This window comes from Phenylobacterium sp. J426 (genome assembly GCF_024699945.1).
Classification (GTDB): Bacteria; Pseudomonadota; Alphaproteobacteria; order Caulobacterales; family Caulobacteraceae; genus Phenylobacterium.
The window spans coordinates 73,391-95,491 of record NZ_JAJOMY010000001.1 but is presented as its reverse complement, the minus strand read 5'-3'; the positions used below and the strand labels follow the sequence as shown (position 1 = coordinate 95,491).

At 69.5% G+C, this 22,101-nt stretch carries 23 protein-coding genes and 2 pseudogenes; 18 read left to right on the top strand and 7 right to left on the bottom strand.

Annotation, left to right across the window (positions count from 1 at the left end; genetic code table 11):
* Positions 1 to 67: 67 nt before the first annotated feature.
* Positions 68 to 445: a hypothetical protein gene (locus LRS10_RS00480; RefSeq protein ID WP_257835531.1), complete on the top strand. Its 378-nt coding sequence runs from the start codon at positions 68 to 70 to the stop codon at positions 443 to 445.
* Positions 446 to 476: 31 nt separating this feature from the next.
* On the top strand, positions 477 to 1,844 hold the full coding sequence (locus LRS10_RS00475; RefSeq protein ID WP_257835530.1) for an MBL fold metallo-hydrolase RNA specificity domain-containing protein: 1,368 nt from the start codon (positions 477 to 479) through the stop codon (positions 1,842 to 1,844).
* 141 nt (positions 1,845 to 1,985) lie between these two features.
* Here LRS10_RS00475 and LRS10_RS00470 read toward each other — a convergent pair whose 3' ends face one another.
* Positions 1,986 to 2,414, bottom strand: a complete 429-nt coding sequence (locus LRS10_RS00470; protein ID WP_257835529.1) for a universal stress protein — start codon at positions 2,412 to 2,414, stop codon at positions 1,986 to 1,988.
* 171 nt (positions 2,415 to 2,585) lie between these two features.
* Here LRS10_RS00470 and LRS10_RS00465 point away from each other — a divergent pair.
* The 9 genes and pseudogenes from LRS10_RS00465 (at position 2,586) to LRS10_RS00420 (ending at position 10,915) form a co-directional block, all read left to right on the top strand.
* Positions 2,586 to 5,563, top strand: a pseudogene (locus tag LRS10_RS00465) (monovalent cation/H+ antiporter subunit A).
* Complete coding sequence (locus LRS10_RS00455) at positions 5,560 to 5,940, top strand: Na+/H+ antiporter subunit C (RefSeq protein ID WP_257835526.1); 381 nt, start codon at positions 5,560 to 5,562, stop codon at positions 5,938 to 5,940. The pseudogene LRS10_RS00465 and the gene LRS10_RS00455 overlap by 4 nt, the downstream one beginning before the upstream one ends.
* Entirely contained in the window at positions 5,937 to 6,923 is a 987-nt protein-coding gene (locus tag LRS10_RS00450) for a proton-conducting transporter membrane subunit (protein WP_257835525.1), read from the top strand. Before LRS10_RS00455 ends, LRS10_RS00450 begins: the two co-directional genes overlap by 4 nt.
* Complete coding sequence (locus LRS10_RS00445) at positions 6,887 to 7,456, top strand: proton-conducting transporter membrane subunit (RefSeq protein WP_257835524.1); 570 nt, start codon at positions 6,887 to 6,889, stop codon at positions 7,454 to 7,456. Before LRS10_RS00450 ends, LRS10_RS00445 begins: the two co-directional genes overlap by 37 nt.
* A 103-nt stretch (positions 7,457 to 7,559) precedes the next feature.
* Positions 7,560 to 7,958 carry a Na+/H+ antiporter subunit E gene (locus LRS10_RS00440; RefSeq protein ID WP_257835523.1) on the top strand — a complete coding sequence of 133 codons (399 nt, stop codon included), beginning with the start codon at positions 7,560 to 7,562 and terminating at the stop codon, positions 7,956 to 7,958.
* On the top strand, positions 7,955 to 8,233 hold the full coding sequence (locus tag LRS10_RS00435; RefSeq protein ID WP_257835522.1) for a K+/H+ antiporter subunit F: 279 nt from the start codon (positions 7,955 to 7,957) through the stop codon (positions 8,231 to 8,233). Before LRS10_RS00440 ends, LRS10_RS00435 begins: the two co-directional genes overlap by 4 nt.
* Positions 8,230 to 8,622 carry a Na+/H+ antiporter subunit G gene (locus LRS10_RS00430; protein ID WP_257835521.1) on the top strand — a complete coding sequence of 131 codons (393 nt, stop codon included), beginning with the start codon at positions 8,230 to 8,232 and terminating at the stop codon, positions 8,620 to 8,622. Before LRS10_RS00435 ends, LRS10_RS00430 begins: the two co-directional genes overlap by 4 nt.
* Positions 8,623 to 8,786: 164 nt before the next feature.
* Positions 8,787 to 9,629: a universal stress protein gene (locus LRS10_RS00425; protein ID WP_257835520.1), complete on the top strand. Its 843-nt coding sequence runs from the start codon at positions 8,787 to 8,789 to the stop codon at positions 9,627 to 9,629.
* A 152-nt stretch (positions 9,630 to 9,781) separates the two neighbouring features.
* Positions 9,782 to 10,915, top strand: a complete 1,134-nt coding sequence (locus LRS10_RS00420) for an aminotransferase class V-fold PLP-dependent enzyme (protein WP_257835519.1) — start codon at positions 9,782 to 9,784, stop codon at positions 10,913 to 10,915.
* 19 nt (positions 10,916 to 10,934) lie between these two features.
* On the opposite strand, the gene LRS10_RS00415 is transcribed toward LRS10_RS00420, so the two are convergent.
* The 3 genes from LRS10_RS00415 to LRS10_RS00405 form a co-directional block, all read right to left on the bottom strand.
* Positions 10,935 to 11,270 (bottom strand): FtsX-like permease family protein, encoded by a 336-nt coding sequence (locus LRS10_RS00415; protein ID WP_257835518.1) that lies wholly within the window; start codon positions 11,268 to 11,270, stop codon positions 10,935 to 10,937.
* 156 nt (positions 11,271 to 11,426) lie between these two features.
* A complete protein-coding gene (locus tag LRS10_RS00410) occupies positions 11,427 to 13,448 on the bottom strand; it encodes an ABC transporter permease (RefSeq protein ID WP_257835517.1) in 2,022 nt (673 codons plus the stop codon).
* The gene (locus LRS10_RS00405; protein ID WP_257835516.1) at positions 13,448 to 14,134 is read right to left on the bottom strand and encodes an ABC transporter ATP-binding protein; all 687 of its coding nucleotides are present in this window, start codon (positions 14,132 to 14,134) and stop codon (positions 13,448 to 13,450) included. Before LRS10_RS00405 ends, LRS10_RS00410 begins: the two co-directional genes overlap by 1 nt.
* A gap of 321 nt (positions 14,135 to 14,455) precedes the next feature.
* Here LRS10_RS00405 and LRS10_RS00400 point away from each other — a divergent pair, with 321 nt between their 5' ends.
* Complete coding sequence (locus tag LRS10_RS00400; protein ID WP_257835515.1) at positions 14,456 to 14,896, top strand: GDSL-type esterase/lipase family protein; 441 nt, start codon at positions 14,456 to 14,458, stop codon at positions 14,894 to 14,896.
* A 16-nt stretch (positions 14,897 to 14,912) separates the two neighbouring features.
* Here the strand turns inward: LRS10_RS00400 and LRS10_RS00395 are convergent, their stop codons facing one another.
* Positions 14,913 to 15,452 (bottom strand): HD domain-containing protein, encoded by a 540-nt coding sequence (locus LRS10_RS00395; RefSeq protein ID WP_257835514.1) that lies wholly within the window; start codon positions 15,450 to 15,452, stop codon positions 14,913 to 14,915.
* Between the two features lie 135 nt (positions 15,453 to 15,587).
* Here LRS10_RS00395 and LRS10_RS00390 point away from each other — a divergent pair, with 135 nt between their 5' ends.
* Complete coding sequence (locus LRS10_RS00390; protein WP_257835513.1) at positions 15,588 to 16,526, top strand: alpha/beta fold hydrolase; 939 nt, start codon at positions 15,588 to 15,590, stop codon at positions 16,524 to 16,526.
* A 10-nt stretch (positions 16,527 to 16,536) separates the two neighbouring features.
* On the opposite strand, the gene LRS10_RS00385 is transcribed toward LRS10_RS00390, so the two are convergent.
* Both LRS10_RS00385 and LRS10_RS00380 read right to left on the bottom strand, forming a co-directional pair.
* Entirely contained in the window at positions 16,537 to 17,148 is a 612-nt protein-coding gene (locus LRS10_RS00385; protein WP_257835512.1) for a molybdenum cofactor guanylyltransferase, read from the bottom strand.
* A gap of 19 nt (positions 17,149 to 17,167) precedes the next feature.
* Complete coding sequence (locus LRS10_RS00380; RefSeq protein WP_257835511.1) at positions 17,168 to 17,635, bottom strand: DUF411 domain-containing protein; 468 nt, start codon at positions 17,633 to 17,635, stop codon at positions 17,168 to 17,170.
* A gap of 118 nt (positions 17,636 to 17,753) precedes the next feature.
* On the opposite strand from LRS10_RS00380, the gene LRS10_RS00375 reads away from it, so the two are divergent.
* The 5 genes and pseudogenes from LRS10_RS00375 (at position 17,754) to LRS10_RS00355 (ending at position 22,089) form a co-directional block, all read left to right on the top strand.
* Positions 17,754 to 18,041 (top strand): hypothetical protein, encoded by a 288-nt coding sequence (locus LRS10_RS00375; protein ID WP_257835510.1) that lies wholly within the window; start codon positions 17,754 to 17,756, stop codon positions 18,039 to 18,041.
* Positions 18,038 to 18,478 carry a Spy/CpxP family protein refolding chaperone gene (locus LRS10_RS00370; protein WP_257835509.1) on the top strand — a complete coding sequence of 147 codons (441 nt, stop codon included), beginning with the start codon at positions 18,038 to 18,040 and terminating at the stop codon, positions 18,476 to 18,478. Before LRS10_RS00375 ends, LRS10_RS00370 begins: the two co-directional genes overlap by 4 nt.
* Positions 18,475 to 19,047 (top strand): RNA polymerase sigma factor, encoded by a 573-nt coding sequence (locus tag LRS10_RS00365; protein WP_257835508.1) that lies wholly within the window; start codon positions 18,475 to 18,477, stop codon positions 19,045 to 19,047. Before LRS10_RS00370 ends, LRS10_RS00365 begins: the two co-directional genes overlap by 4 nt.
* Positions 19,048 to 19,146: 99 nt before the next feature.
* Positions 19,147 to 20,938, top strand: a pseudogene (locus LRS10_RS00360) (copper resistance system multicopper oxidase).
* Positions 20,935 to 22,089 (top strand): copper resistance protein B, encoded by a 1,155-nt coding sequence (locus LRS10_RS00355; protein WP_257835507.1) that lies wholly within the window; start codon positions 20,935 to 20,937, stop codon positions 22,087 to 22,089. The pseudogene LRS10_RS00360 and the gene LRS10_RS00355 overlap by 4 nt, the downstream one beginning before the upstream one ends.
* Positions 22,090 to 22,101: the final 12 nt, after the last annotated feature.

The window sequence follows — 22,101 nt, the reverse complement described above, 5'->3', positions numbered from 1 at the left end:
GTGTTCCGCGCCATACGGGCCCGGTACGAATGATCCGATGGTTGCCTGCACGAGAGCTCTTTCGGCCATGGTGGCCGCGGCCAGCGTCCTGAGCGCCGCCGCGGTGGCGGAGGCGTCCGTCTGCACCGGCGTTGCTCCCGCGTCGGGCGGCGAGGTGCGGGGCCCTGTCCTGCACGTCGCCGACGCCACCAGGGTGTGCGTCGCGACCGGGGCTGATCCCGCAGACTGGATCGAGGTGCGCCTCGCGGACCTGCCTCGAGGGGAGTCCTGGGCGCGGCAGGGGCGCGGAGCTCTGATGGCGGCGGCCTTCGCGGAGAACGTCACCTGTACTGTGCTTCGTCCGGCACGCGGCGAGGTCCGGGCCATCTGTCGTCTCGATGGAGTCTCGATCGCCCGGCGCGCGCAGCGACCAGACATCGTCGCCGCCGGCAAGGCCTGGCGGTAGCGACGAACACCGCCATCTTCGGAGCCGTTGGATGTCATCACCCCGCCTCAAGTTCCTCGGCGGCGCCGGCACGGTCACCGGGTCGCGCCATCTTCTGTCCCTGGGCGGGCGCAAGCTTCTCGTCGACTGCGGGCTCTTCCAGGGCCTGAAAGCCCTGCGGCTGAAGAACTGGGCAAGCTTTCCCGTGGAGCCGGCAAAGATCGACGGCGTGGTCCTAACCCATGCTCACCTCGATCATTCCGGCTACTTGCCAAAGCTGGTTCGGGAGGGGTTCGACGGATCGATTTACTGCACGCGGGCCACGGCCGACCTCTGTGAGCTCCTGCTCATGGACAGCGCCAAGATCCAGGAGAGCGACGCGGAATTCGCCAACCGCCACGGCTTCTCGAAGCATCACCCAGCCCTTCCGCTCTATGGAAAAAGAGACGCGCTCAGGGCGCTCCGCCTCCTCGAGCCACGGGCGTTCAATCGTTCTCACGATCTGGGACATGGTGCGACCCTGCGCTTTCGGCGAGCCGGGCATATCCTGGGCGCGGCCACCGCCGAGGTTCGCTGGGGCGGACGCACCGTCACGTTCTCCGGCGATCTGGGGCGTTATGGCGATCCGTTGATGCCGGACCCAGAGCCGGTTCGAGCCACGGATTACCTCGTGGTCGAGTCGACCTACGGCGACCGGGCGCACCCCAAGGTCGCCCCTGCCGATGCGCTGCTGGATGTGATCGAGCGGACCAGCCGCCGCGGTGGGACAGTCGTCATCCCTGCGTTCGCCGTCGGGCGCGCTCAGGAACTGCTCTACCTCTGCTGGAAGCTGAAACAGGAAGGGCGTTTGCCGTTGACGCCGATCTACCTCGACAGCCCCATGGCGGTGAACGCCACGGAACTGTTTCAGCACCACCTCGACGACCATCGTCTATCGGCCGAAGTCTGCGCTCAGGCGATGTCGGTCGCCACCTATGTCGCCGACGTGGAGCAGTCTAAGGCGCTCAGCCACAACACAATGCCCAAGGTCATCATTTCGGCGAGCGGCATGGCGACGGGCGGGCGTGTCCTGCACCACATGAAAGCGTTCGGCGGCGACCCCAGGAACACCCTGCTTTTCGCGGGCTATCAGGCGGCGGGCACCCGTGGCGAAGCCCTCGTCAATGGTGCGCGCGAGGTGAAGATCCACGGCGCGTGGCTGCCGATCCGCGCGGAAATCGAAAATCTGCAGATGCTGTCGGCTCACGCGGACGCCGACGAAATCCTGCGCTGGCTCCGCGGTTTTGAACGTCCGCCCCAACAGGCCTTCATCGTGCATGGCGAGGGGAATGCGCCCGAGGCCCTGAAGCGCCGGATCGAGGACGAACTGGGTTGGGCCTGCGTCGTGCCGCAGGAGGGTGAGGAGCACGTGCTGCGGTGACGGCTTCGATGTCGCCGACCATCCCGGGCGCGCGGGCTGCGCCTGCAGCGGCGGCGCGCCGCCATCGTCCAGCCTTGAGGACGCCGGGCCGGGCCATGCGCCCCGCGCGGAAGCGCTGAGGGGTTCAGCCGCCGATCGGCGTCATCGGACCACCAGGACGGACACGGTGCTCTTGGCGAGCACCTCTGCCGTGACGCTGCCCAGGATGAGCCGGCTCAAGCCGCGCCGGCCATGCGACGACAACACGATGAGATCGCAGGCGCGCGCCTTCGCCGCTTCCACGATCGCCTCTGCGGGCGATGCGTTCTCGATGATCGCCGTCTCCACGGCGACTCCCGTCGGGGCCACAGCCGCCGCCGCGTCGGCCAGGGCCTTTTTCGCGTACTGCCTCGTCGCAGCCGAGAAGTCGTCGTACATGACGGCGCTGACGCCGCCATCCAGCCCCATGTAGATCGGGATGCCTTCAGTGACCGTCAGCAGCGTCACCTTGGACCCGAGGCTCTTGGCAAGCGCCGCTCCCTGGCGGACGGCCTCCGTCGCCAGATCGGAACCGTCGGTGGCGATCAGCATGTGCCGGAACATTATCTTCTCCTTCCGCTGTCGGGGGCGTGCTCAGTTCGATGTCTGCTCAACGCGCCCTCGACGGTATTCTGACCGGGTTGCGCGATCTGTCCTTGATCTCACGCAACCGGGAAGCCTTCACTCATAGGGCTCGGCTGAGGTAGTCATCTATCCGCCGCGATGGACCAGCCACGACCGCTCGGGGATCCGTCAGAGGCGACCGAATGGAATGCCCTGTTCCGATCCGCTGCCGTTTCGGGTCTGCGGCGAGCGCAACTTGAGCCATTAGTCAGCGGAGATACCTTGCTCGGCATTTTGGCAATACTTCCGCTGGTCGGGGCGCTCCTTCCAGCATTGGCAATCCGCTGGGGGCGCGATGCGTGCGCCCTGTCGGCGGGTCTCGTCACCCTCGGCGCGCTTGTGCTGCTGAGCACGATGGCCCCCGAGGTGATGGCAGGCCAGGTCGTGCAGTCCAGGATCGACTGGATTCCGGCGCTCGGGCTCAACGCCAACTTCTTCCTCGACCCCCTTGGTCTTCTCTTCGCCGGCATGATCCTGGGGATCGGCCTGCTGATCATCATCTATGCCCGCTTCTACCTCTCCGAAGCGGATCCCATGGGCCGGTTCTTCACCTATCTGCTGCTATTCCAGGGCGCGATGCTTGGCATCGTCCTCTCCGACAATGTGCTGCTTCTGCTGATATTCTGGGAGCTCACCAGCCTCTCGTCATTCCTGCTGATCGGTTATTGGCGACACCTGCCGGAGGGCCGCCAGGGCGCGCGCATGGCGCTAGCCGTCACCGGCGCCGGGGGGCTGTCGTTGATCGGCGGTCTGATGCTGCTGGGCGGGGTCGTGGGCTCTTACGACCTGAGCGTCATCCTGCAGAACCGCGAGGCGATTCAGGCGTCGCCGCTCTACCTGCCGGCTCTCCTGCTGATCCTAGGGGGCTGCTTCACAAAGTCGGCGCAGTTCCCTTTCCACTTCTGGCTGCCGCAGGCCATGGCCGCCCCGACGCCGGTCAGCGCCTATCTGCACTCCGCGACCATGGTGAAAGCCGGCGTCTTCATGCTGGCCCGCCTGTGGCCCGTGCTTGCCGGCACCGAGGCCTGGTTCCTGATCGTCGCCACGACGGGTCTCGTCACCATGGTGGCCGCCGCAGCCATCGGGCTCTTCCGGGACGACCTGAAGAGCCTGCTGGCCTACTCCACGGTGAGCCATCTCGGCTTCCTGACCATGCTGTTCGGCCTGGGGACGCCGATGGCTGCGATGGTGGGCGTGTTCCACATCATCAACCACGCCACCTTCAAGGCCGCCCTGTTCATGAACGCCGGGATCGTTGACCACGAGGCGGGGACGCGCGACCTCAAGCGTCTAGGCGGACTCTTCGGGCTGATGCCGATCGCCGGGACGCTCGCGGTCATCGCCGGACTGTCGATGGCCGGCGTTCCGCCGCTCAACGGGTTCATCTCGAAGGAGATGATGCTCGAGGAAGCCGCGCATACGGCCTGGCTCGGCCAATCGTGGGTGTTTCCGATCCTCGCCACCTTGGGCGCGACGCTCTCGGTCGCCTATTCGCTGCGTTACATCGTCCATGTCTATTTCGGCGCGCGTCGCACCGACTACCCCAAGACGCCGCACGATCCGCCGGTCGGCCTATGGGGGCCCCCGGCGGTGCTGACTGCGCTTGTCGTGGCGATCGGCCTCGCGCCCGCCCTGACGGCCGGCCCGCTGGTCGCCGCTGTCGCCGGCGCTGTGACAGGCGGCAACGCGCCCGATGCCTACCTCGCGCTGTGGCACGGCCTGACCCCCGCCCTGGCCATGAGCGCGATCGCACTCGCCGCGGGCGCGGTGATCCTCTGGCGGTTCCGCCAGGCCGAAGCGGCGTGGCTGCGGCTGCGCCTCCCTGAAGCCAAGGCCATCTTCGAAAGCCTGACGGAGCGGATTACGGCAGCCTGCCGCCGTCTGACCTACCGCCTGCACAACGGTTCGTTGCAGCGTTACCTGGCGTTTCTGATCGGGGCCGCGATCCTCGTCGGCCTCGGCGGTTTCTTCGGAGCGGACTACGTCGAAGGCGCGCGGGAGAGACTCCCCGCGTCGCCGATGGCGGTGGTCGCCTGGCTGGCGCTCGTCGCTGCGAGCGTTGCGGTGGTGATCGGCCACCGGGAGCGCTACATCTCGCTCATCCTGATCAGCGTGGTCGGACTGATCGTCTCCCTGGCCTTCGTCCACCTCTCCGCGCCGGATCTGGCGCTCACCCAGATTTCCGTCGAAGTGGTGACCATCCTGCTCCTGCTGCTGGCGCTGAACCTCATGCCCAAGCAGACGCCGATCGAAAGCGGGCTTGTGCGTCGTCTTCGGGACGCGAGCCTGGCGGCGGTGGCTGGGGTGGCCGTGGGCGCCGGCGCGTGGGCCGTCATGACGCGGGACGGCGCCTCCATTTCGACTTTCCACTGGGCGAACGCCTATTCCGGCGGGGGCGGCACCAACGTCGTGAACGTCATTCTCGTGGACTTCCGCGGCTTCGACACCTTCGGTGAGATCATCGTGCTCGGCGTCGCCGCCCTTGGCGTCTTCGCACTTCTCGACACCTCCGACCGCGGGGCGGCGGGGCGTCGGCTGGCGCTCTGGACCGCCGATGTCGTGCAGTCGCCCGAGCGACACCCGATGATGCTGGTGGTGGCCACCCGCCTGCTGCTGCCGCTCACCCTTCTCGTGGGCTTGTACATCTTCCTGCGCGGCCACAACGAGCCGGGCGGGGGTTCATCGCCGGGCTGATCTTCTCCATCGCGCTACTGATGCAGTACATGGCCTCCGGCTGGCACTGGGCTCACGAGCGCATGCGGGCTGACCATCACGCCCTCATCGGTCTGGGAGTCCTCGTCGCGGGGCTGACGGGCATGGGCTCGATCCTCTTCGGAGCGCCCTTCCTGACCAGCGCATTCGACTACTTCCGCCTGCCGGTGATCGGTGAATTCGAGCTGGCCACCGCCATGCTGTTCGACATCGGCGTAGCGTTCACCGTCGTCGGCGCCGTGATGCTGGCTCTGGCCCAGCTCGCCCGCGTCGGCCAGCGGGCCGAGAAGCTCGAGACCGCCATCCGCCCCATGGACATCGATCCCTCCGCCGAAAATCGTCCTGCGCCGGAGGGCGCCGCATGAGCCTCGAGTTCCTCGTCTCATCGGCGATCGGCCTGCTCACCGCCTGCGGCGTCTATCTCGTCCTGCGCGCCCGGACATTCCCGGTGGTGCTTGGCCTGACGTTCCTGTCCTATGCCATCAACCTCTTCCTGTTCGCCTGCGGACGGCTGGTGATCAACCGTCCGCCGCTGTTCGACAAGGCGGCGGAAGCCTATGCCGATCCCTTGCCCCAGGCGCTGGTGCTCACCGCGATCGTCATCGCCTTCGGCATGACTGCGTTCGTCGTGATCCTGGCCTTGCGAACCTATCTGGAAAGCGGAGTCGACCATGTCGATGGCCGCTCCGACGCGGCGGGCCAGCGCCGGACCGGCGAACCCTCGCAGGGTGGGGCGGCATGACCGCCTGGATCATCGTGCCCGTCGCGCTGCCCGCCCTCGTGGCCGCGCTGACGCTCCTGAGCCTGCGGCATCGGCTTGCGCTCTCTCGCACGGTCTCGATCGTCGCCACGGGCCTGCTGGCGGTGCTCTCCATCGTGCTGTTGGGCCATGCGAGCACCGGGGCCATCGAGGTCTACGCCGTTGGGAGCTGGGTGGCGCCTTACGGCATCGTGCTCGTCCTCGATCGGTTGTCGGCCCTTATGCTCGCCCTGACGTCGCTCCTGGCGCTGCCCGTGCTGGTCCACGCGATCGTCACCGATCTCGACCGCAGGGGCTGGCATTTCCATCCGCTGTTCCAGTTCCAGCTGTTGGGCCTGAATGGCGCCTTCCTGACGGGCGACCTCTTCAACCTGTTCGTCTTCTTCGAGGTTCTGCTGATCGCCTCATACGGCCTGATGCTGCACGGGCAGGGCGCAGCGCGCCTCAAGGCCGGCCTGCAGTATGTCGTGGTGAACCTCGTCGGATCGACCCTGTTCCTGGTCGCCGTCGGTCTCCTGTACGGCGCCACGGGCACGCTCAACATGGCCGACATGGCGGTCCGTGTCGCCGCCGCGTCGCCGGGCGATCAGGCGCTGATCAAGGCCGGCGGACTTCTCCTCATCGTGGTGTTCGGCCTGAAGGCGGCCCTTGTGCCGCTGCATTTCTGGCTGCCACGCACCTATGCCTCGACCTCCGGCGCCATGGCGGCTCTGTTCGCCATCATGACCAAGGTTGGCGCCTATGCGATCATCCGCATGGTCACGCTGGTCTTCGGGGCGACGGCTCAGGCCTCGGCCTGGGCGCCGGCGCCGTGGATCCTCGGGGCCGCGCTCCTCACGATGGCGCTGGGATTTGCGGGCGTTCTGGGGGGCGAGGGGGGCTCCGGGACCTGTCGGCCTTCTCCGTCGTCGGTTCCATGGGGGTCCTGTTGGCGGGCGTCGCGGTGTTCCAGCCGGCAGCGATGACCGGGGCGCTCTACTATCTGGTCCACTCCACACTAGCCGGCGCCGCCCTGTTCCTGATCACCGACCTGGTCGCGGCCCGAAGGGGAGAGTACGGCGACGCTCTGGTGGGCGGCCCCCGTTTCGCCGACTCCGAGGCGCTGTCGGGCCTGTTCTTCGCGGTCGCCATTGCTGTCGTCGGCCTGCCGCCGCTTTCCGGGTTCATCGGCAAGCTCCTCATCCTCCAGGGCGTGCAGGGCGCAGTTGGCGGCGCCTGGATCTGGGCGGTCATCCTCGGAACGTCGTTGATCGCCTTGCTGGGCTTCGCTCGGGCCGGCAGCTTGCTGTTCTGGAAGAGCGCCGCCGCTGTGGACGAGTGTCGGGCGCAGGCGCAGCCCGGCGGGCGGGCGGCTCTCGCGCCTGCCGTCGGCCTGCTCGGTCTCCTGGTGGCCGCAGTGGTCGCCGCAGGTCCGCTGACCGACTATCTTCAGGCCGCTTCCAATCAGCTCTTCAGGCCGGAGGTCTACATGCGCGCCGTACTTGGAGGCGCGCCATGACGCGTCGCGGACTGGCCGAGCGCCTACTGCCGCATCCCCTGTTGTCGATCACCCTGGTCGCCGTGTGGATGCTGCTGCTCAACAGCCTGACCGCGGGGGGCTCGTGCTGGGCCTGCTGTTCGGCGTGCTCGTGCCGATCTTCACGCGACGCTTCTGGCCGGACCGACCCCGCCTGCGCGTCGGCCCCGCCCTTCTGGGCTACCTGGCCATCGTTCTCCGGGACATCGTGGTGGCCAACTTCCACGTCGCCTTTGTCATCCTGGCGCGCCGTAACCGTGACTTGCGCACCCATTGGCTCGTGATCCCGCTCGACGTCCGCTCGCCGGAGGCCATTACCGCCCTGGCCGGGACCATCAGCCTGACGCCGGGCACCGTGTCGTCGGATGTTTCGGACGACGGCCGCGCTCTGCTGGTCCACGCCCTGGACGTCCAAGACCCGGTCGCGGAGGTCGCACGGATCAAGGCCCGCTATGAATCGCGGTTGTTGAGGATATTCCCATGACCCCCTTGCTTAGCGCCGCCGTCGTCTTCGCGACCGGGTGCCTTTCCCTGGCGATCCTGCTCAACCTGTTTCGCCTCTTCCGCGGTCCGACCGCAGCGGACCGGATCCTGGCCCTGGACACCCTGGTCATCAACGCCATCGCCGTCATCGTCCTCTTCGGCATCGCCTATGCGACCGCCGCCTACTTCGAGGCGGCTCTGCTGCTGGCCATGGTCGGCTTCCTGGGGACGGTCGCGTACTGCAAATTCCTCCTCCGCGGGGACATCGTGGAATGAGCGTGATGCAGCTCGTCGCCGAATATCTGATCGCCGCCTTGCTGGTCCTCGGCGGCGCCTTCGCTCTCGTCGGGTCGTGGGGGCTGGCCAAGCTCCCGTCCCTGATGACCCGCCTGCATGGCTCGACGAAGGCCACCACACTCGGGGTCGGCTCCTGCCTCATCGCCTCGATGATCTATTTCCCCGTGTTCGCGGACACCTACTCGGCCCACGAACTCCTGATCACGCTGTTCCTGTTCATCACCGCGCCCGTGGCGGCCCACATGGTCGCCAAGGCGCACCTGCATCGCCAACGGCGCGGGCTCGACGGTGAACGCGCCGACGACATCCCGGACGAGGTCCCGCCGCCAGCGCAGGGCGGGTGGGCCACGTTCGACGGCGCCCGTTAGGGCGCGTCGGTCGGCGAGCGGAATAGGCTCGCACTCAACCTCGGAAGGCGCCGCGAAGCGGCCCTCGCCGCCCGCGGTCGTGGCATGACTTCGGTCAATGCCGCGTCGTTCCCCTGCGAGGCACAAGGAATCTCCTCAAAAAGACCCGGAGGTTCGAAGCTGCCGTGAAAGACATTCTCCTCCACATCGACAGCTATCCAGAGCCGACGCCCGACGAGGCGATCGATCAGGCGGTCCGCTTTGCGGCCGTGGTCGGTGGCAGACTGACCGCCCTGGCGGTCCAGGTCGATCTGCAAGCGCCCAGCAACTGGTTGGCGGACCGCCTCATCAACCTCAGCGGCCTTTGCGCAGAACAGGAAGCCAAGAGCCTTGCCGCCTGCAGGGTCGCGCTCGCCACGTTCGAGAGCTCCCTGGCCAAGCACCAGGTGACCGGGGAGGGCCGCGTGATGAAGGCGGACTTCTATCTGGTAGGGGATCACGTCGCCCTCCAGGCGCGGACGCGTGATCTGTGCCTCGTGCCGACGAGGAACCGCCTGGACGGTCAGCGTGCGATCGCCGAAGCCGTGGTGTTCGGATCTGGGCGGCCCGTGCTGCTGTATCCGACCGCCCACGGGGATTGGCCCGACGCGGAACTGAACACGGCAGTGCTGGCCTGGGACGGCAGCCGCTCAGCGGCCCGGGCCATGGCCGATGCGATCCCCGTGCTGTTGAAGGCGCGCCAGGTGCGAGTGCTCACGGTGACGAACGACAAGCCGGACGCCCGCCCAGGGATTGGGAATGACGCGGTGCGTCACCTCAAGGTTCATGGGATCGACGCCGTGGCCGACGAAGTGGATGGCGCACGTCGGAAGACCGGGCAGGTGTTCGCCGAGTACGCAGCGCAGCACGGCGCCGACCTGTTCGTCATGGGCGCGTTCGGCAGATCCCGCGTCCGGGAATTCATCCTCGGCGGCGCCACCGAGTACATGCTGGACGATCCCAAGACGCCGCTGCTTCTGTCCCACTAGGCTTGTCCGGAGGCTTGGTTGCGCGTGGACCCGTTGTCCGACGTCCGCGCGCTTCCCTCCGCTTGAGGCGCGGAAGCCTTGCGGCGCGGGCGTATTCCTGCTGATCCCGGAGCGTCCGGAGCGTACCCGGGCGTCAAGCTTCGGAGATGACCATGCCGGCCCTTCGCCCAGACATCGACCCGGAAGGCCTGCTGGAATTCTCCGTGGTGTTCACCGACCGGTCGCTGAACCACATGAGCGCGGCGTTCCAGGGCGTCATGCGCGACATCCAGGCCACGCTCTGCGGGGTCCACAAGGCCGAACGCGCCGTGATCGTGCCGGGGGGCGGCACCTACGGGATGGAGGCTGTCGCCCGTCAGTTCGCCACCGGTCGCAAGGTGCTGGTGGTGCGCAACGGACTCTTCTCTTACCGATGGACGCAGATCTTCGAAGCGGGCGCCATTCCCGCGGAGGAGATCGTCCTCAAGGCGCATCGCCAGGGCGAGGGGCCGGCCGCGCCCTTCGCCCCGCCGCCGATCGAGGCGGTGACGGACACCATCCGCCGGGAGGCTCCGCAGGTGGTGTTCGCGCCGCACGTGGAGACGGCGTCGGGGATCATCCTGCCCGACGAGTATGTGAAGGCGGTGGCCGACGCGACCCACGCGGCCGGGGGCCTCTTCGTCCTGGACGGCGTCGCGTCCGGCTGCATCTGGGTCGACATGGCGGCTCTGGGCGTCGACGTGCTGGTCTCGGCGCCGCAGAAGGGCTGGTCGGCGCCGCCCTCGGCCGGCCTGGTGATGCTGCGGGAGGCGGCGCTGGAGGCCTCCCGCGCCACCCGCTCCACCAGCTTCGCCATCGATCTCGGCAGGTGGCTGGCGATCAGCGAGGCCTATCTCGAGGGCGGTCACGCCTATCACGCGACCATGCCCACCGACGCTCTGCGCACGCTGCGCGACGCGATGCTGGAGGCCAAGGCCATCGGCTTCGAGACGCTTCGCGCCGCGCAGTGGGAGCAGGGCCGCAAGGTCCGGGCGATGCTTGCGGACCGGCAGATCGCCTCGGTCGCGGCGGAAGGCTTCGGCGCGCCCGGCGTCGTGGTGGCCTATACCGACGATCCCGCAATCCCCGCCCGCTTCGCCGCCGAAGGCCTGCAGATCGCCGCGGGAGTGCCGCTGATGGTCGACGAGGGAGCGGATTTCCGCAGCTTCCGCCTGGGCTTGTTTGGTCTGGACAAGCTGAAAGACGTCCCCGCCAGCGTCGAGCGGCTGCGACTGGCGCTGGACAAGGTCATGTCCGCCGCCCGTTGATCCCTCCGGCGGTCTCGGCTCAAGCCTCCCGCAGGGTGGCCGCGGGCCGCTTGGAGAGCGCGTGGGCGGTGGCGAGCGCGCCCGCCAGCATGCCCAGGGTCGCGGTCCCGGCCAACAGCGCCGCCACCGCCGCCCAGTCGAACCGCCACACCGTCTCGAACACCAGGGTGACGACCGGCCAGGCCGCCGCCGCCCCCAGCGCGACGCCCGTTGCGCCGGCGGCGAGGCCCACGAGGCCGAACTCCGCGACATAGGCGAGCAGGATCTGGCCGCGGGTCGCCCCCAGCACCTTGAGGACAGCGCCCTCCCGCGCGCGTCCCCCGCGCGCCGGCTGCGACGGCGCCGGCCAGCACAAGGAGGCCGGCGAGGCCGGCGACGGCGGCGGCTCCCCCGGACGGCCAGGGTGAGCTGGTCGAAGATCGAGGCCGCCTGCTCGAGTTGCTCGCGAACGCTGATGACGTTGACGCCCTGAAGGGCGTCGCCGAGCCGGCGGATGGCCGCCGCCTCCTGTTCAGGGGTGGCGCGGGCGATGGCGACGCGGCGAGGCTTGGCGCCCTCGATGGCCCCGTTGTTGAGCACCAGGGCGAAGTTGAGGCCGAAGCCGCTCCAGTCCACGCGCCGCAGCACCGCGATGCGGGCGTCGACCTCCCGGCCGAGCACCTCCACGGTGATGGTGTCGCCCACCTTCAGGCCGGCCCCGCGCGCGGCCTCCACCTCCATGGCCGCGAGCGGCGGACCTGCGTAGCCGCGCGGCCACCAGCGGCCCGCGATGATCCCCGTTTCGGCGCCGCCGTCGAAGGCCGAAACCATCAGGTCTTCGTCGTAGGCCCATCGCTCGGCGGGGGATATCCGCTTCAAGTCGACCGGCCGACCGTTCAGGCGGACGATCCGTCCGCTGGTCACCGGCGCGATGAGCAGGCGGTCGGCCCCCCGGTCTGCCGAGGGGCTCGTCCATGATCTGCTCGAAGGCCGGGACGCTGTCGGCCGGGATCTCGGTGAAGACCGTGGAGGGCGCGGTGCGAGGCGCCACGTCGCGGATCTGAGCGAGCAGACTGGACTGGATGAGCATCACCGCCGTCAGCAGCGCCACGCCCAGCCCGATCGCGGGGGTGGCCGTGCGGGCCGCCGAGCGGGGCCCGGCGAGGTTGGCCAGGCCCAGGCGCAAGGTCCCGCGGGCGCCATGACGGAGCCGCGCCGCCAGGCGAGCGCCGCCTTGTCCCAGGCCCCAGAGCAGGCCGAAGGCCGCCGCCGTTCCGAGGATGAGCCCGGCCGCAGCGCCTCGGCTGGGCGCGGTGACGATGGCCACGAGCACGAGACCGACCGCCGCGGCCGTCGCGCCGAGCGCCTCCGGCCCAAGACCCGGCCGGGCTGCGGCGGCCTGCCGGAAGAGGGCCACCGGCGGGGTCCTCCGGGCCCGGGCGAGAGGCGCCAGGGCGAACGCCGCCGCGGCAAGTATCCCGAAGAGGGCGGCGCGCAGGAGAGGCGCCGGGTAGACGGCGAAAAGCGCCGGGATGGGAAGTCGGTCGGCCACGAGAGCGCCCATTACGAGCGGAGCGCTGGCGCCGACCGCGAGGCCGACGCCGACGCCCAGCAGGGCCAGCGCCGCCACCTGGATGAGGTACACGTTGCGGACCAGGGCGCCTGTGGCGCCCAGCGCCTTGAGCGTGGCGATGGAGGGCTTGCGCCCCTCCAGGTAGGCGGAAACGGCTCCGCCGACTCCGAGGCCGCCGGCGACAAGCGACGCCAGGCCGATGAAGCCGAGGTAGTATTCCAGCTGGCCGATCAACCGGTCGGCGCCGGCGGCAGCCCGCGTGCGGTCGCGGGCGTCAAAGCCGGGATCGGGATGCGCCGCCCGGACCCGGTTGATCGCGGCGACGGGATCGGCGCCGGCGGGCAAGAGGACGCGGATAGACTCGCCGAACAGGCCGCCGGGGGCGAGTACGCCGGCCGCCTGGACCGCATCCGTGCGAGCCAGCACGCGCGGGGCCAGGGCGAAGCCGCGGCCCATGCGGTCGGGCTCGGAGACCAGGACGGCGCGGACCACGAAACGCGCACCGCCGGCCTCGAACCCGTCACCGATCTTCAGGCCCAGCCGGTCGAGCAGCGGCTGCTCCACCGCCGCGCCCCAGACGCCGGCCTCCGGCCGCAGGGCGTCCTCGAGCCCGGAGCCGCCCGCCAGTTCGACCTTGCCCACGAGGGGGTAGCCAGGATCGACGCCACGGAGGTCCGCCAGGCGCCGCGCGCCGGATGGCGCCTGGGCCATGACCGCGCCCCGCACCGCCGTGCTGGTCGGCCCTAGCGCCTCTATCGTCCTCCGCTCGGCGGCCGAGAAGCGTCGCTGCGAGACGCTGAACACGGCGTCGCCGCCGAGGATCGCCCGGGACTCAGCGGCGAGACCGCGTCGGAAGGCTTCCGCCGTGGACCCCGCAGCGGCCAGCGCGGCGACACCGAGCGCCAGACAGGCCAGGAAGATCCGAAACCCGGCGACGCCGGACCGGAGCTCGCGCAGGGCGAACCTTAGCGACAGAGGCATCAGGCCGCCGTCTCGGCCGCGACGATCCGGCCGTCCTGCATCCGCACCAGCCGCTCGGCGCGGGCGGCCAGGGCCGGGTCGTGGGTGACGAGGACCAGGGTCGTCCCAAGCTCGCGCACCAGGTCGAACATCAGGTCGCTCACCCGGGCGCCGTTCGCCGCGTCGAGGTTCCCCGTGGGCTCGTCGGCGAAGAGCAGGGCGGGGCGGACCGCCAGCGCCCGGGCCAGCGCGACCCGTTGCTGTTCGCCTCCGGACAGCTGGTGCGGATAATGACTGCCGCGGGCCGACAGGCCCATGCGCTCCAGCCAGGCGCGCGCCGTCGTGACGGCGTCGCGCGTCCCGCCGATCTCGAGCGGGGCCGCCACGTTCTCCTCGGCGGTCATGTTGGGCAGCAGGTGGAAGCTCTGGAACACCAAGGCTACCTGGCCACGGCGCAGCCGCGCACGGCCATCCTCATCCAGCGCGGCCAGATCCTGCCCGAAGAGCGACACGCGTCCGCGAGTGGGGCGCTCAAGGCCGGAGGCAAGGGCGATCAGCGACGATTTGCCCGAACCGGATGGACCGACGACCGCCAGCGTCTCGCCAGCTGCAGCGCTGAGCGACACGCCGCGCAGGATCTCCACGGGTCCCGCGGCGGAAGGCAGGGTCAGGGCCACGTCCTCGAGGACGAGCAGGGGAGGGGTCATGGGGAGGAGGCCGCCTTGGAAGTCACGCCCAGCTATGTAGTCTGAACGCCATGCCCAGGCGCAATCTGTTCCTCTCTCGTCGGACCATCCTTCTCGGCGGCCTTGGCGTAGCGGCGGTCGGCTGCGCGCCCCGCGAGCCTGAGAAGGCGGCGCCGTCGCCGGCCACGCCTGCGCCTGAGCCGGCCGCCGCCGCCGCCGAAGGGCCGATCGTCACGATCCTGGGCGATTCCATCACCGCGGGCCTTGGCCTGCCCAGCGAAGCCGCGCTGCCGCGGCAGCTGGAGCAGGCCTTGCGCGCGGCTGGCGTGCCCGCTCGGGTGCGTGGAGCGGGCGTCTCCGGGGGACACCAGCGCCGGCGGCCTCGACCGCGTCGACTTCAGCGTCCAGGACGACACCGACCTCTGCGTCGTGGCGCTCGGCGGCAACGACCTCCTCCAGGGAGTGCCGCCGCGACAAGTACGCGACAACCTTGCCGGCATCATCAAGCGGCTGCAGGCGCGGGACATCGGCGTGCTGTTGGCGGGCATGCGCGCGCCGCCGCGTTACGGCGTCTATGCCGCCGAGTTCGATCGCATATTCCCCGAGCTAGCGAGAACGTTCCGGACGCCGCTTTATCCGTTCCTGCTCGAAGGCGTGGCCTTGGAGGACAACCTCAACCAGGCCGATGGGATCCACCCGAACGCCGCGGGCGTGCGCCGGATCGCCAGTGGGCTAGCTCCGGCGGTGGCGGCGGCGCTTGAGGCGCGGAAAGCCGCGCCTTAGGCGTGGCCGTCGGCCGTCACCGCTTGGGACGGGAAAAGACCCTCACCACCTGATCCTCGAACGACTCCAGCGGATCGACCTCGAAACTCGGGTCGAACGCCGGGGCATCCCACCGGTCGACCAGCTTCTCGGCGAACTCGAACCAACCCTCCTTGCGGAAGTTCTCCCGAAGGTCGCCGGGCTTGCCCATGAATTCGTAGTAGTAGGCGCCCTGGAAATCCTGGTGCCAGTAGATGGCCTGGTAGATGTCTTCCCGGACGTAGGGCTTCAGCATTTCGGCGGCGATCGGCCCGTGATTGGGGATCGACAGCACCTTGCCGATGTCGTGGCAGAGCGCGGCGACAACCTCCTCGTCGGTGGCGCCGTCGCGACGAGCCAACGTGCCGGCCATGAGGCTGTGGGTCAGCTGGTTGGCCGCGAAACCCAGCTGCAGGGGCTCCAGCCGTCGAAGGGTGTCCATGATCTGCATGGGCGCAGTGGATTGCTGATGCCGTCGGTGTTCGTCGCCGATCACCTTCCAGTGCTCCTGGGTTCCCTGGCGCATGTCGACGAACATCGAACTCTCCTGCATCTGTCCGGCGAGCTTACGTCGGCTGCGCCGAAGCTCAAGGCGTGGATTGGCGCCGCCTGCGCCGCCGCCTTGACAGTGGCTGGGCGCGGCGACCTGCTGGAGGTGAAGAGGGAGGCGCCAATGCGTCGTATTGCGATCGTATGGGTTTGCCTCGCCGCGGCGGCGCTTTCGGGGTGCCTCGCCCGCGATATCCCCTACGCTGCGCTGGAAGCGAAGTACGCCTCGGTCAGTTCGCAGTATGTCGACCTCAGCGATGGCGTGCGCCTGCATTACCGGGACGAAGGGCCACGCGACGCGCCGGCGATCGTGCTGATCCACGGCTTCGCGGCCTCGCTCCATGCCTGGGAGCGCTGGCGAGGTCGGCTGGCCGATCGCTACCGCGTCATCACCTTAGATCTGCCCGGCCATGGGCTCACGCGGGCTCCGCAGGCCTACGTCCCGTCGACCGCTGCGAGCGTCGAGATCGTCGATCAGCTGACCGCCCGGCTGGGCGTGGGCCGGTTCGTGGTGGGGGGAAACTCCATGGGCGGCGGTGTCGCCTGGGCCTATGCCCTGGCCCACCCCGACCGCGTGCGCGGCCTCGTCCTATTGAACGCCGCAGGCTGGCCCGCGCGGAGCAGCGGCGGCCCGCCGCCGCTCGTCTTCCAACTGCTCGGAAACCCGCTGGGCCGTGCTGTGCTGCGGAACGTCGATCCTGCGCTGATGGCCCGAAACGGGCTGGAGAAGGCCTATGGCGCGCCCGCGCTCGTCACCGACGAACTGGTCGACCGCTATGTGGATCTCGCTCGCGCCCCCGGCCACCGCGACATCCTGACCGCGCGTCGCGCAGACGAGCGTCAGGTCACGCCGGCCACCTTCGCCGCCATACGCGCGCCGACCCTCATCCTCGCCGGTGCAAAGGATGAGATCATACCGGTGGAGAACCAGCGGGGATTCGCCAGCGCGATCCCCGGCGCCCGATTGATCGTCTACCCCGAAGGCGGTCATGTGCCGATGGAGCAGCTGCCGGACCGAACCGCCACCGACCTGGCGATCTTTCTCGAGGGTCTCGCCCCGTGACCGTCCGGGCTCACCCGCGCGGCTGGAGGGCCGCGAGCTCCTCGGGAGTGTTGGCGTTGGCGAACGGGTCGGCGCCGTCCACCAGGGGCCATTCGACGAAGGCGGCGCCGAGTTCAGCGGCGAAACCCCGCAATGAGCGCCGCCCGCCCGCAAGATAATCGTCCAGCCGGCCTGCGGCGCCGGTCCGCCACAGGCCGCAGGTCGGATGGGCCTGGCCGCCGCTGACCGCAAGACTGCAGCCGAAGGCCGGGGTGAGCGCGGCTTTGAGGCGCGGAGCAAGATCGATGGGCAGGTGCGGCGTATCACAGGGGATCGTGAGCACCGCCCCTGCGCGCTGAGCGACGCCGAAGGCGAGGGCGGCCTGCAGGCCGGCCGCCGGGCCGTCCACGCCCTCTGCGTCGAGGATGACGGGCGCGGGCGCGTCCGGCAGCTGTGCGGCGTCTCGCACGGCGATTGCGACCGGCCCCGACCAGCGGCGGGCAAGGTGGACCGCGTGAGCGATCAGGCTGGTTCCGCCGAAGGCGCGAAGGGGCTTGCCGCCGCCCATCCGCCGGCCTTCGCCGCCGGCGAGCACCACGATCGCGAGATCGCGGATGTGGTCATCGAAGACAGGCGCGGGCATGACGACCGCTCCTCAGCGTCTAGCCATGGCGTGCGAAGACGCGGGTCGTGCCTTTGCGGTCGAGCACCAGCAGCGTCTCGTAGGCCTCCCGGGCGCCGTCCCGGCTTTCCATGCCGGGCGATCCGAGCGGCATGCCGGGAACCGTGAGGCCCAGCGCCTTCGGCCTCTCCCGCAGCAGCCGCTGGACGTCGGCGATCGGGACATGGCCCTCGACGAAATAGCCGGCAATTTCGCCTGTGTGGCAGGACGAGAGGCGGAAGGGGATTCCGTGCTTCTGGCGGATCGGCGCCAGATCCTCGACCTCGACGGTCTTCGCGCGGAAGCCCGCGCGCGTCAGGTGCGTGATCCAGCCCTTGCAGCAGCCGCACCAGGGCGTCTTGTAGACCGTGATCTCGCGGGGGGCGGCGACGGCCGGTCCGGCGGCGAGCAGGGCGGCTCCGGCCAGGCACAGACGACGACGGCTGAGCAGGCAGGTCGTATCGGTCATGCGCACCTCTCCTTGGACGACGCTTCCCAAAATACGCGCCGGCTTGTCATCGCCCCTGAAATGAGGGACCCGAGGGTGTTGCGCGTATACTCCAGCGAACAGACTGCGGGAGCCACCCTTGGCGGATCGCCTAGATAACCTGCTGGCGGCGCTGAAGCACCAGCCCGCGGATCGTCGCCTCGACCAGCTCGAGCCGGCGGTGTGGGCGCGCCTGGACCGCGACGGCGAGACGCGTGGCGGAGCGGTCTTTGCGTTCCGGACGGCGGCGGTGGTCGGCGCGCTGTTCCTCGGCGTGGCCACCGGCGGCCTGGCGGCGGCGTCGGCCCGGCCACATGCCGATGAGATCTCGGTCTTCTCGGTTGGGCCCCAGCTTGCCCCGTCGACCCTCCTCGAGGGCCGCGGATGAAAGGCGTCAGCCGCGGACTGCTGCTGACGCTGCTGCTGACGACTCTGGCCGGCGCCCTGGGGGCGCTCTGCACCGTGCATTATCTGCAGTCGAAGCGTACGCCGGCGTCCCTGCACGAGTTCGTGCACAAGGAGATCCGGCTGACGGACGACCAGGAGACGCAGCTGGCGCGGCTGGAGCAGGACTTCGCCGTGCGCCGGAAGGTGCGGGAGGCCGAACTGCGGGCCGCCAACGCCGAACTCGCCGCCGCCATTCAGGCGAGGCACGAGTATTCGCCCGAGGTGCAGGCCTCGGTCGAGCGGTTCCACCACGCGATGGGCGAACTGCAGAAGGAGACCATCGTCCATGTGCTGGCGATGCGGCAGGTGCTGACGCCCGAGCAGGCTCGCAAGTTCGACGCGCGCGTCGCGGAGGCGCTCACCCAGCCCGCGCCGTGACGGAAGGCGACGACGACCTGGCGTTGGCCCAGCGCGCCGTGGCCGGCGAGGAGCGCGCCTTCACCGCCCTGATGCGGCGGCACAAGGAGCCGCTGTACCGCTTCGTGCGCCGCTACATCGGCGACGCCGACACCGCCTATGAGCTCACCCAGGAGGCCTTCATCGCCGCGTGGCGGGCGCTCGACCGCTTCGACGCGCGTCGGCCGTTCGCGACCTGGCTGCGAGCCATCGCCCTGAACAAGTGCCGGGACCGGGCGCGCAGGCTCGCCGTGCGCCGGATCGTACTGGGCGAGCGTTCCGCCGACAGTCCCGAAGCGATGCGCGCGCCGGACCCCGGCGCCACACCCGAGGCGGCCCTTGCCGAGGTGGAACTGCGGCGCAGGCTCGACCAGGCCATCGCGCGGCTGCCGGCCAAGCTGAAGGAGCCCCTGCTGCTCACCTACTTCGCCGAAATGAGCCAGCAGGAGGCGGCGGATCTCCTCGGCGTCAGCGTCAAGACCATCGAGACCCGCGCCTACCGCGCCCGGCAGAGGCTGGCGGAAATCTTGAAGGACGCCCGCGTCGAATGAGGGTTCGCGCCCCCGGCTGCGTAACCTAGGAAGCGCCGGCCAGGGTGTCGGCGACCGAGACCCTCCCCAAGACCTCTCGACCAGGGCCGATCTCCGCAGATGCATCGACCACATGACCTATCCCGACGCGACGTGCTGCGCCGGACCGCCGCGGCGGGCGCCCTCGGCGGAGCCGGCCTGCTGCTGCCCAGTTGGGCGCGGAGCCAGACGCCGGGCCTGAGCCCGCGGCCCACGGCGCTGGAGGGCGGCGAGATCCGGTTGAACATCGGCCATGCCCCTTTCCAGGTGGACGGCCGGAAGGGCCATGCGATCGCCATCAACGGCACGGTGCCCGGCCCGCTCATCCGCCTCAAAGAGGGCCAGGACGTCCGCATCGCGGTTACGAACAACCTGACGGACGAGGATACCTCGATCCACTGGCATGGCCTGCTGGTGCCGTTCCAGATGGACGGCGTGCCGGGCGTCAGCTTCCCCGGCATCCGGCCAGGCGAGACCTTCAACTACGAGTTCAAGGTCCGCCACGCAGGCACCTACTGGTACCACTCGCATTCCGGCCTGCAGGAGCTGATCGGCCACTATGCGCCGATGGTGATCGATCCGGCGGGCGCTGAGCCAGCGCCCTACGACCGGGAGCATGTGATCGTGCTCTCGGACTACAGCTTCATGCATCCGCACACGATCATGGCGCGGCTGAAGCAGCAGCCAGGCTTCTTCAACCGCCAGAAGCAGACGGTTGCGGGCCTGCTTGCGGGCAAGGATCAGCCGCTGAAGGACCGCGTCGAGTGGGCCCGGATGCTGATGGACCCCACCGACATCGCCGACGTCACCGGCTCGACCTATACCTACCTCGTCAACGGACACGGGCCGGCGTCCAACTGGACGGCTTTGTTCAAGCCGGGCGAGCGGGTGCGGCTCAGGTTCGTCAACGCCGCCGCCATGACCATCTTCAACGTGCGGATCCCGGGTCTGCCTATGACGGTGGTGCAGGCCGACGGCCAGGACGTGCGCCCGGTGACCGTGGACGAGTTCCAGATCGCCAACGCCGAGACCTATGACGTCATCGTCACGCCCACCGAGGATCGGGCCTTCACCATCGTCGCGGAAGGCTCCGACCGATCGGGCATGGCGCGGGCGACTCTGGCGCCGCGGGCCGGCATGACGGCCGAGGTCCCGCCGCTGCGCGAACGGCCGATCCTGACCATGAAGGACATGGGCATGGGCGGCATGGATCATTCGGCCCATGGGGCGACGCAAGGCGGCGGCCATGACGCCCATGCCGGCCACGGCGGCGCGTCGGCGGCCGGCGAGGCATCGGCCATGGATCATTCGGCCATGGCGATGCGCGATCCGAAGAATGCGCCCCAGGTCAAGCTGACCCCGGGCGTGCAGATGATCTCGCCGATGCCGGTCGACCGGGTCGGGGACCGCGGCACGGGCCTGGAGAACGTCCCGCACAAGGTGCTCACCTACACCGACCTCATGTCCCTGACGCCGAACGTCGATCCCCGTGCGCCGTCGCGCGAGCTGGAGCTGCACCTGACGGGAAACATGGAGCGGTTCATCTGGGGCTTCGACGGGGAGAAGTATTCGGAGAACACCAAGCCGATTCCCGTTCCGGTTCAACGAGCGCGTGCGGGTGACGCTGGTGAACGACACCATGATGGCCCACCCGATCCACCTGCACGGCCACTTCTTCGAGATCGTCAACGGTCACGGGACGCACCAGCCGCGAAAGCACACCGTCAACGTCCTCCCCGGCGGCAAGGTGTCCTTCGACCTCACCGCCAACGAGCCGGGGGATTGGGCCTTCCATTGTCACATGCTGCTGCACATGCACGCGGGGATGTTCCGGGTCGTGACCGTCCGTCCCCTCGAGGGAGGCGCGCAATGAAGCGCCTGCTGATCGCCGCCACGGCGCCGCTGGCGCTCGCCGCCTCCGCCGCCTGGGCGCAGGACCCGCACGCCCATCATCAGCATGGCCCCTCGGCGCAGCCTGCGCCTGCCGCAGCGGATCCCCATGCCGGTCATCGGGCTCCGGCCGATCCGCACGCCGGTCACGCCATGCCCCGTCAGCCAGCGCCAACGGACCCGCACGCCGGTCATGCTGCGCCGGCGGCCAATGATCCCCACGCGGGCCACGCCATGCCGGCTGATCCGCACGCCGGACATGGGGCTCATGCCCCGTCGGACCCGCACGCGGCGCACGGGGCGTCAGCCGATCCCCATGCCGGCCACGGCGCCGCCGATCCGCATGCAGGGCATGGATCGAGCCATGGCGCCGACCACGTGATGCAGACGCTGCCGGCGGGCAATGCGCCACCGCCCGAGGCGCCGACCGACTACGCCGCGGACCGGATCTTCGCGCCCGGCGACATGGCCCGCGCCCGCGCGCTGTTGCGGCGCGAACATGGCGACATGCGGTGGTCCAAGGTCATGCTCGAGACGGCCGAGGTGCGCCCCGGCGCCGGCGGAGACGTCTGGGCCTGGGAAGGCGAGGCCTCCTACGGCGGCGACATCAATCGCTTCGCCTTGAAGACGGAGGGCGAAAGCCACGACGGCGAGCTCGAGAGCGCCGAGGTTCAGGCGCTGTATCGCCGCGCCATCGGGCCCTATTTCAACCTGCAGGCGGGCGTGCGCCATGACTTCGAGCCTGGGCCGCAGCGGACCTATGCCACCATCGGCCTAGAGGGCGTGGCGCCCTACTGGTTCGAGGTGGGCGGCGCCCTGTTCCTGTCGGAAAAGGGAGACCTCTCGGCGCGGCTGGAGGGCTCGTACGATCTTCGGCTCACCCAGAAGCTGATCCTTGAGCCGCGCGTGGAAGCCAACCTGGCGGCCAGCGCCGACCGGGCGCTGGAACTGGGCTCCGGGCTGCAGGACGTGGAACTGGGGCTTCGGCTCCGCTACGCGATCCGCCAGGAGTTCGCCCCCTATGTTGGCCTCCACTATGAGCGGAAGTTCGGCGACACGGCCGACTTCGCCCGCGCCCACGGCGACGACATCGAGGACACCCGAGTCGTCCTCGGGCTGCGCGCCTGGTTCTGAGATTCCCTTGTT

Coding starts and splice junctions, on each gene's coding strand:
- LRS10_RS00480 (WP_257835531.1), top strand. CDS start 68: ATGGTGGCCGCGGCCAGCGTCCTGAGCGCCGCCGCGGTGGCGGAGGCG.
- LRS10_RS00475 (WP_257835530.1), top strand. CDS start 477: ATGTCATCACCCCGCCTCAAGTTCCTCGGCGGCGCCGGCACGGTCACC.
- LRS10_RS00470 (WP_257835529.1), bottom strand. CDS start 2,414: ATGCTGATCGCCACCGACGGTTCCGATCTGGCGACGGAGGCCGTCCGC.
- LRS10_RS00455 (WP_257835526.1), top strand. CDS start 5,560: ATGAGCCTCGAGTTCCTCGTCTCATCGGCGATCGGCCTGCTCACCGCC.
- LRS10_RS00450 (WP_257835525.1), top strand. CDS start 5,937: ATGACCGCCTGGATCATCGTGCCCGTCGCGCTGCCCGCCCTCGTGGCC.
- LRS10_RS00435 (WP_257835522.1), top strand. CDS start 7,955: ATGACCCCCTTGCTTAGCGCCGCCGTCGTCTTCGCGACCGGGTGCCTT.
- LRS10_RS00430 (WP_257835521.1), top strand. CDS start 8,230: ATGAGCGTGATGCAGCTCGTCGCCGAATATCTGATCGCCGCCTTGCTG.
- LRS10_RS00420 (WP_257835519.1), top strand. CDS start 9,782: ATGCCGGCCCTTCGCCCAGACATCGACCCGGAAGGCCTGCTGGAATTC.
- LRS10_RS00410 (WP_257835517.1), bottom strand. CDS start 13,448: ATGCCTCTGTCGCTAAGGTTCGCCCTGCGCGAGCTCCGGTCCGGCGTC.
- LRS10_RS00405 (WP_257835516.1), bottom strand. CDS start 14,134: ATGACCCCTCCCCTGCTCGTCCTCGAGGACGTGGCCCTGACCCTGCCT.
- LRS10_RS00395 (WP_257835514.1), bottom strand. CDS start 15,452: ATGTTCGTCGACATGCGCCAGGGAACCCAGGAGCACTGGAAGGTGATC.
- LRS10_RS00390 (WP_257835513.1), top strand. CDS start 15,588: ATGCGTCGTATTGCGATCGTATGGGTTTGCCTCGCCGCGGCGGCGCTT.
- LRS10_RS00385 (WP_257835512.1), bottom strand. CDS start 17,148: ATGCCCGCGCCTGTCTTCGATGACCACATCCGCGATCTCGCGATCGTG.
- LRS10_RS00380 (WP_257835511.1), bottom strand. CDS start 17,635: ATGACCGATACGACCTGCCTGCTCAGCCGTCGTCGTCTGTGCCTGGCC.
- LRS10_RS00370 (WP_257835509.1), top strand. CDS start 18,038: ATGAAAGGCGTCAGCCGCGGACTGCTGCTGACGCTGCTGCTGACGACT.
- LRS10_RS00355 (WP_257835507.1), top strand. CDS start 20,935: ATGAAGCGCCTGCTGATCGCCGCCACGGCGCCGCTGGCGCTCGCCGCC.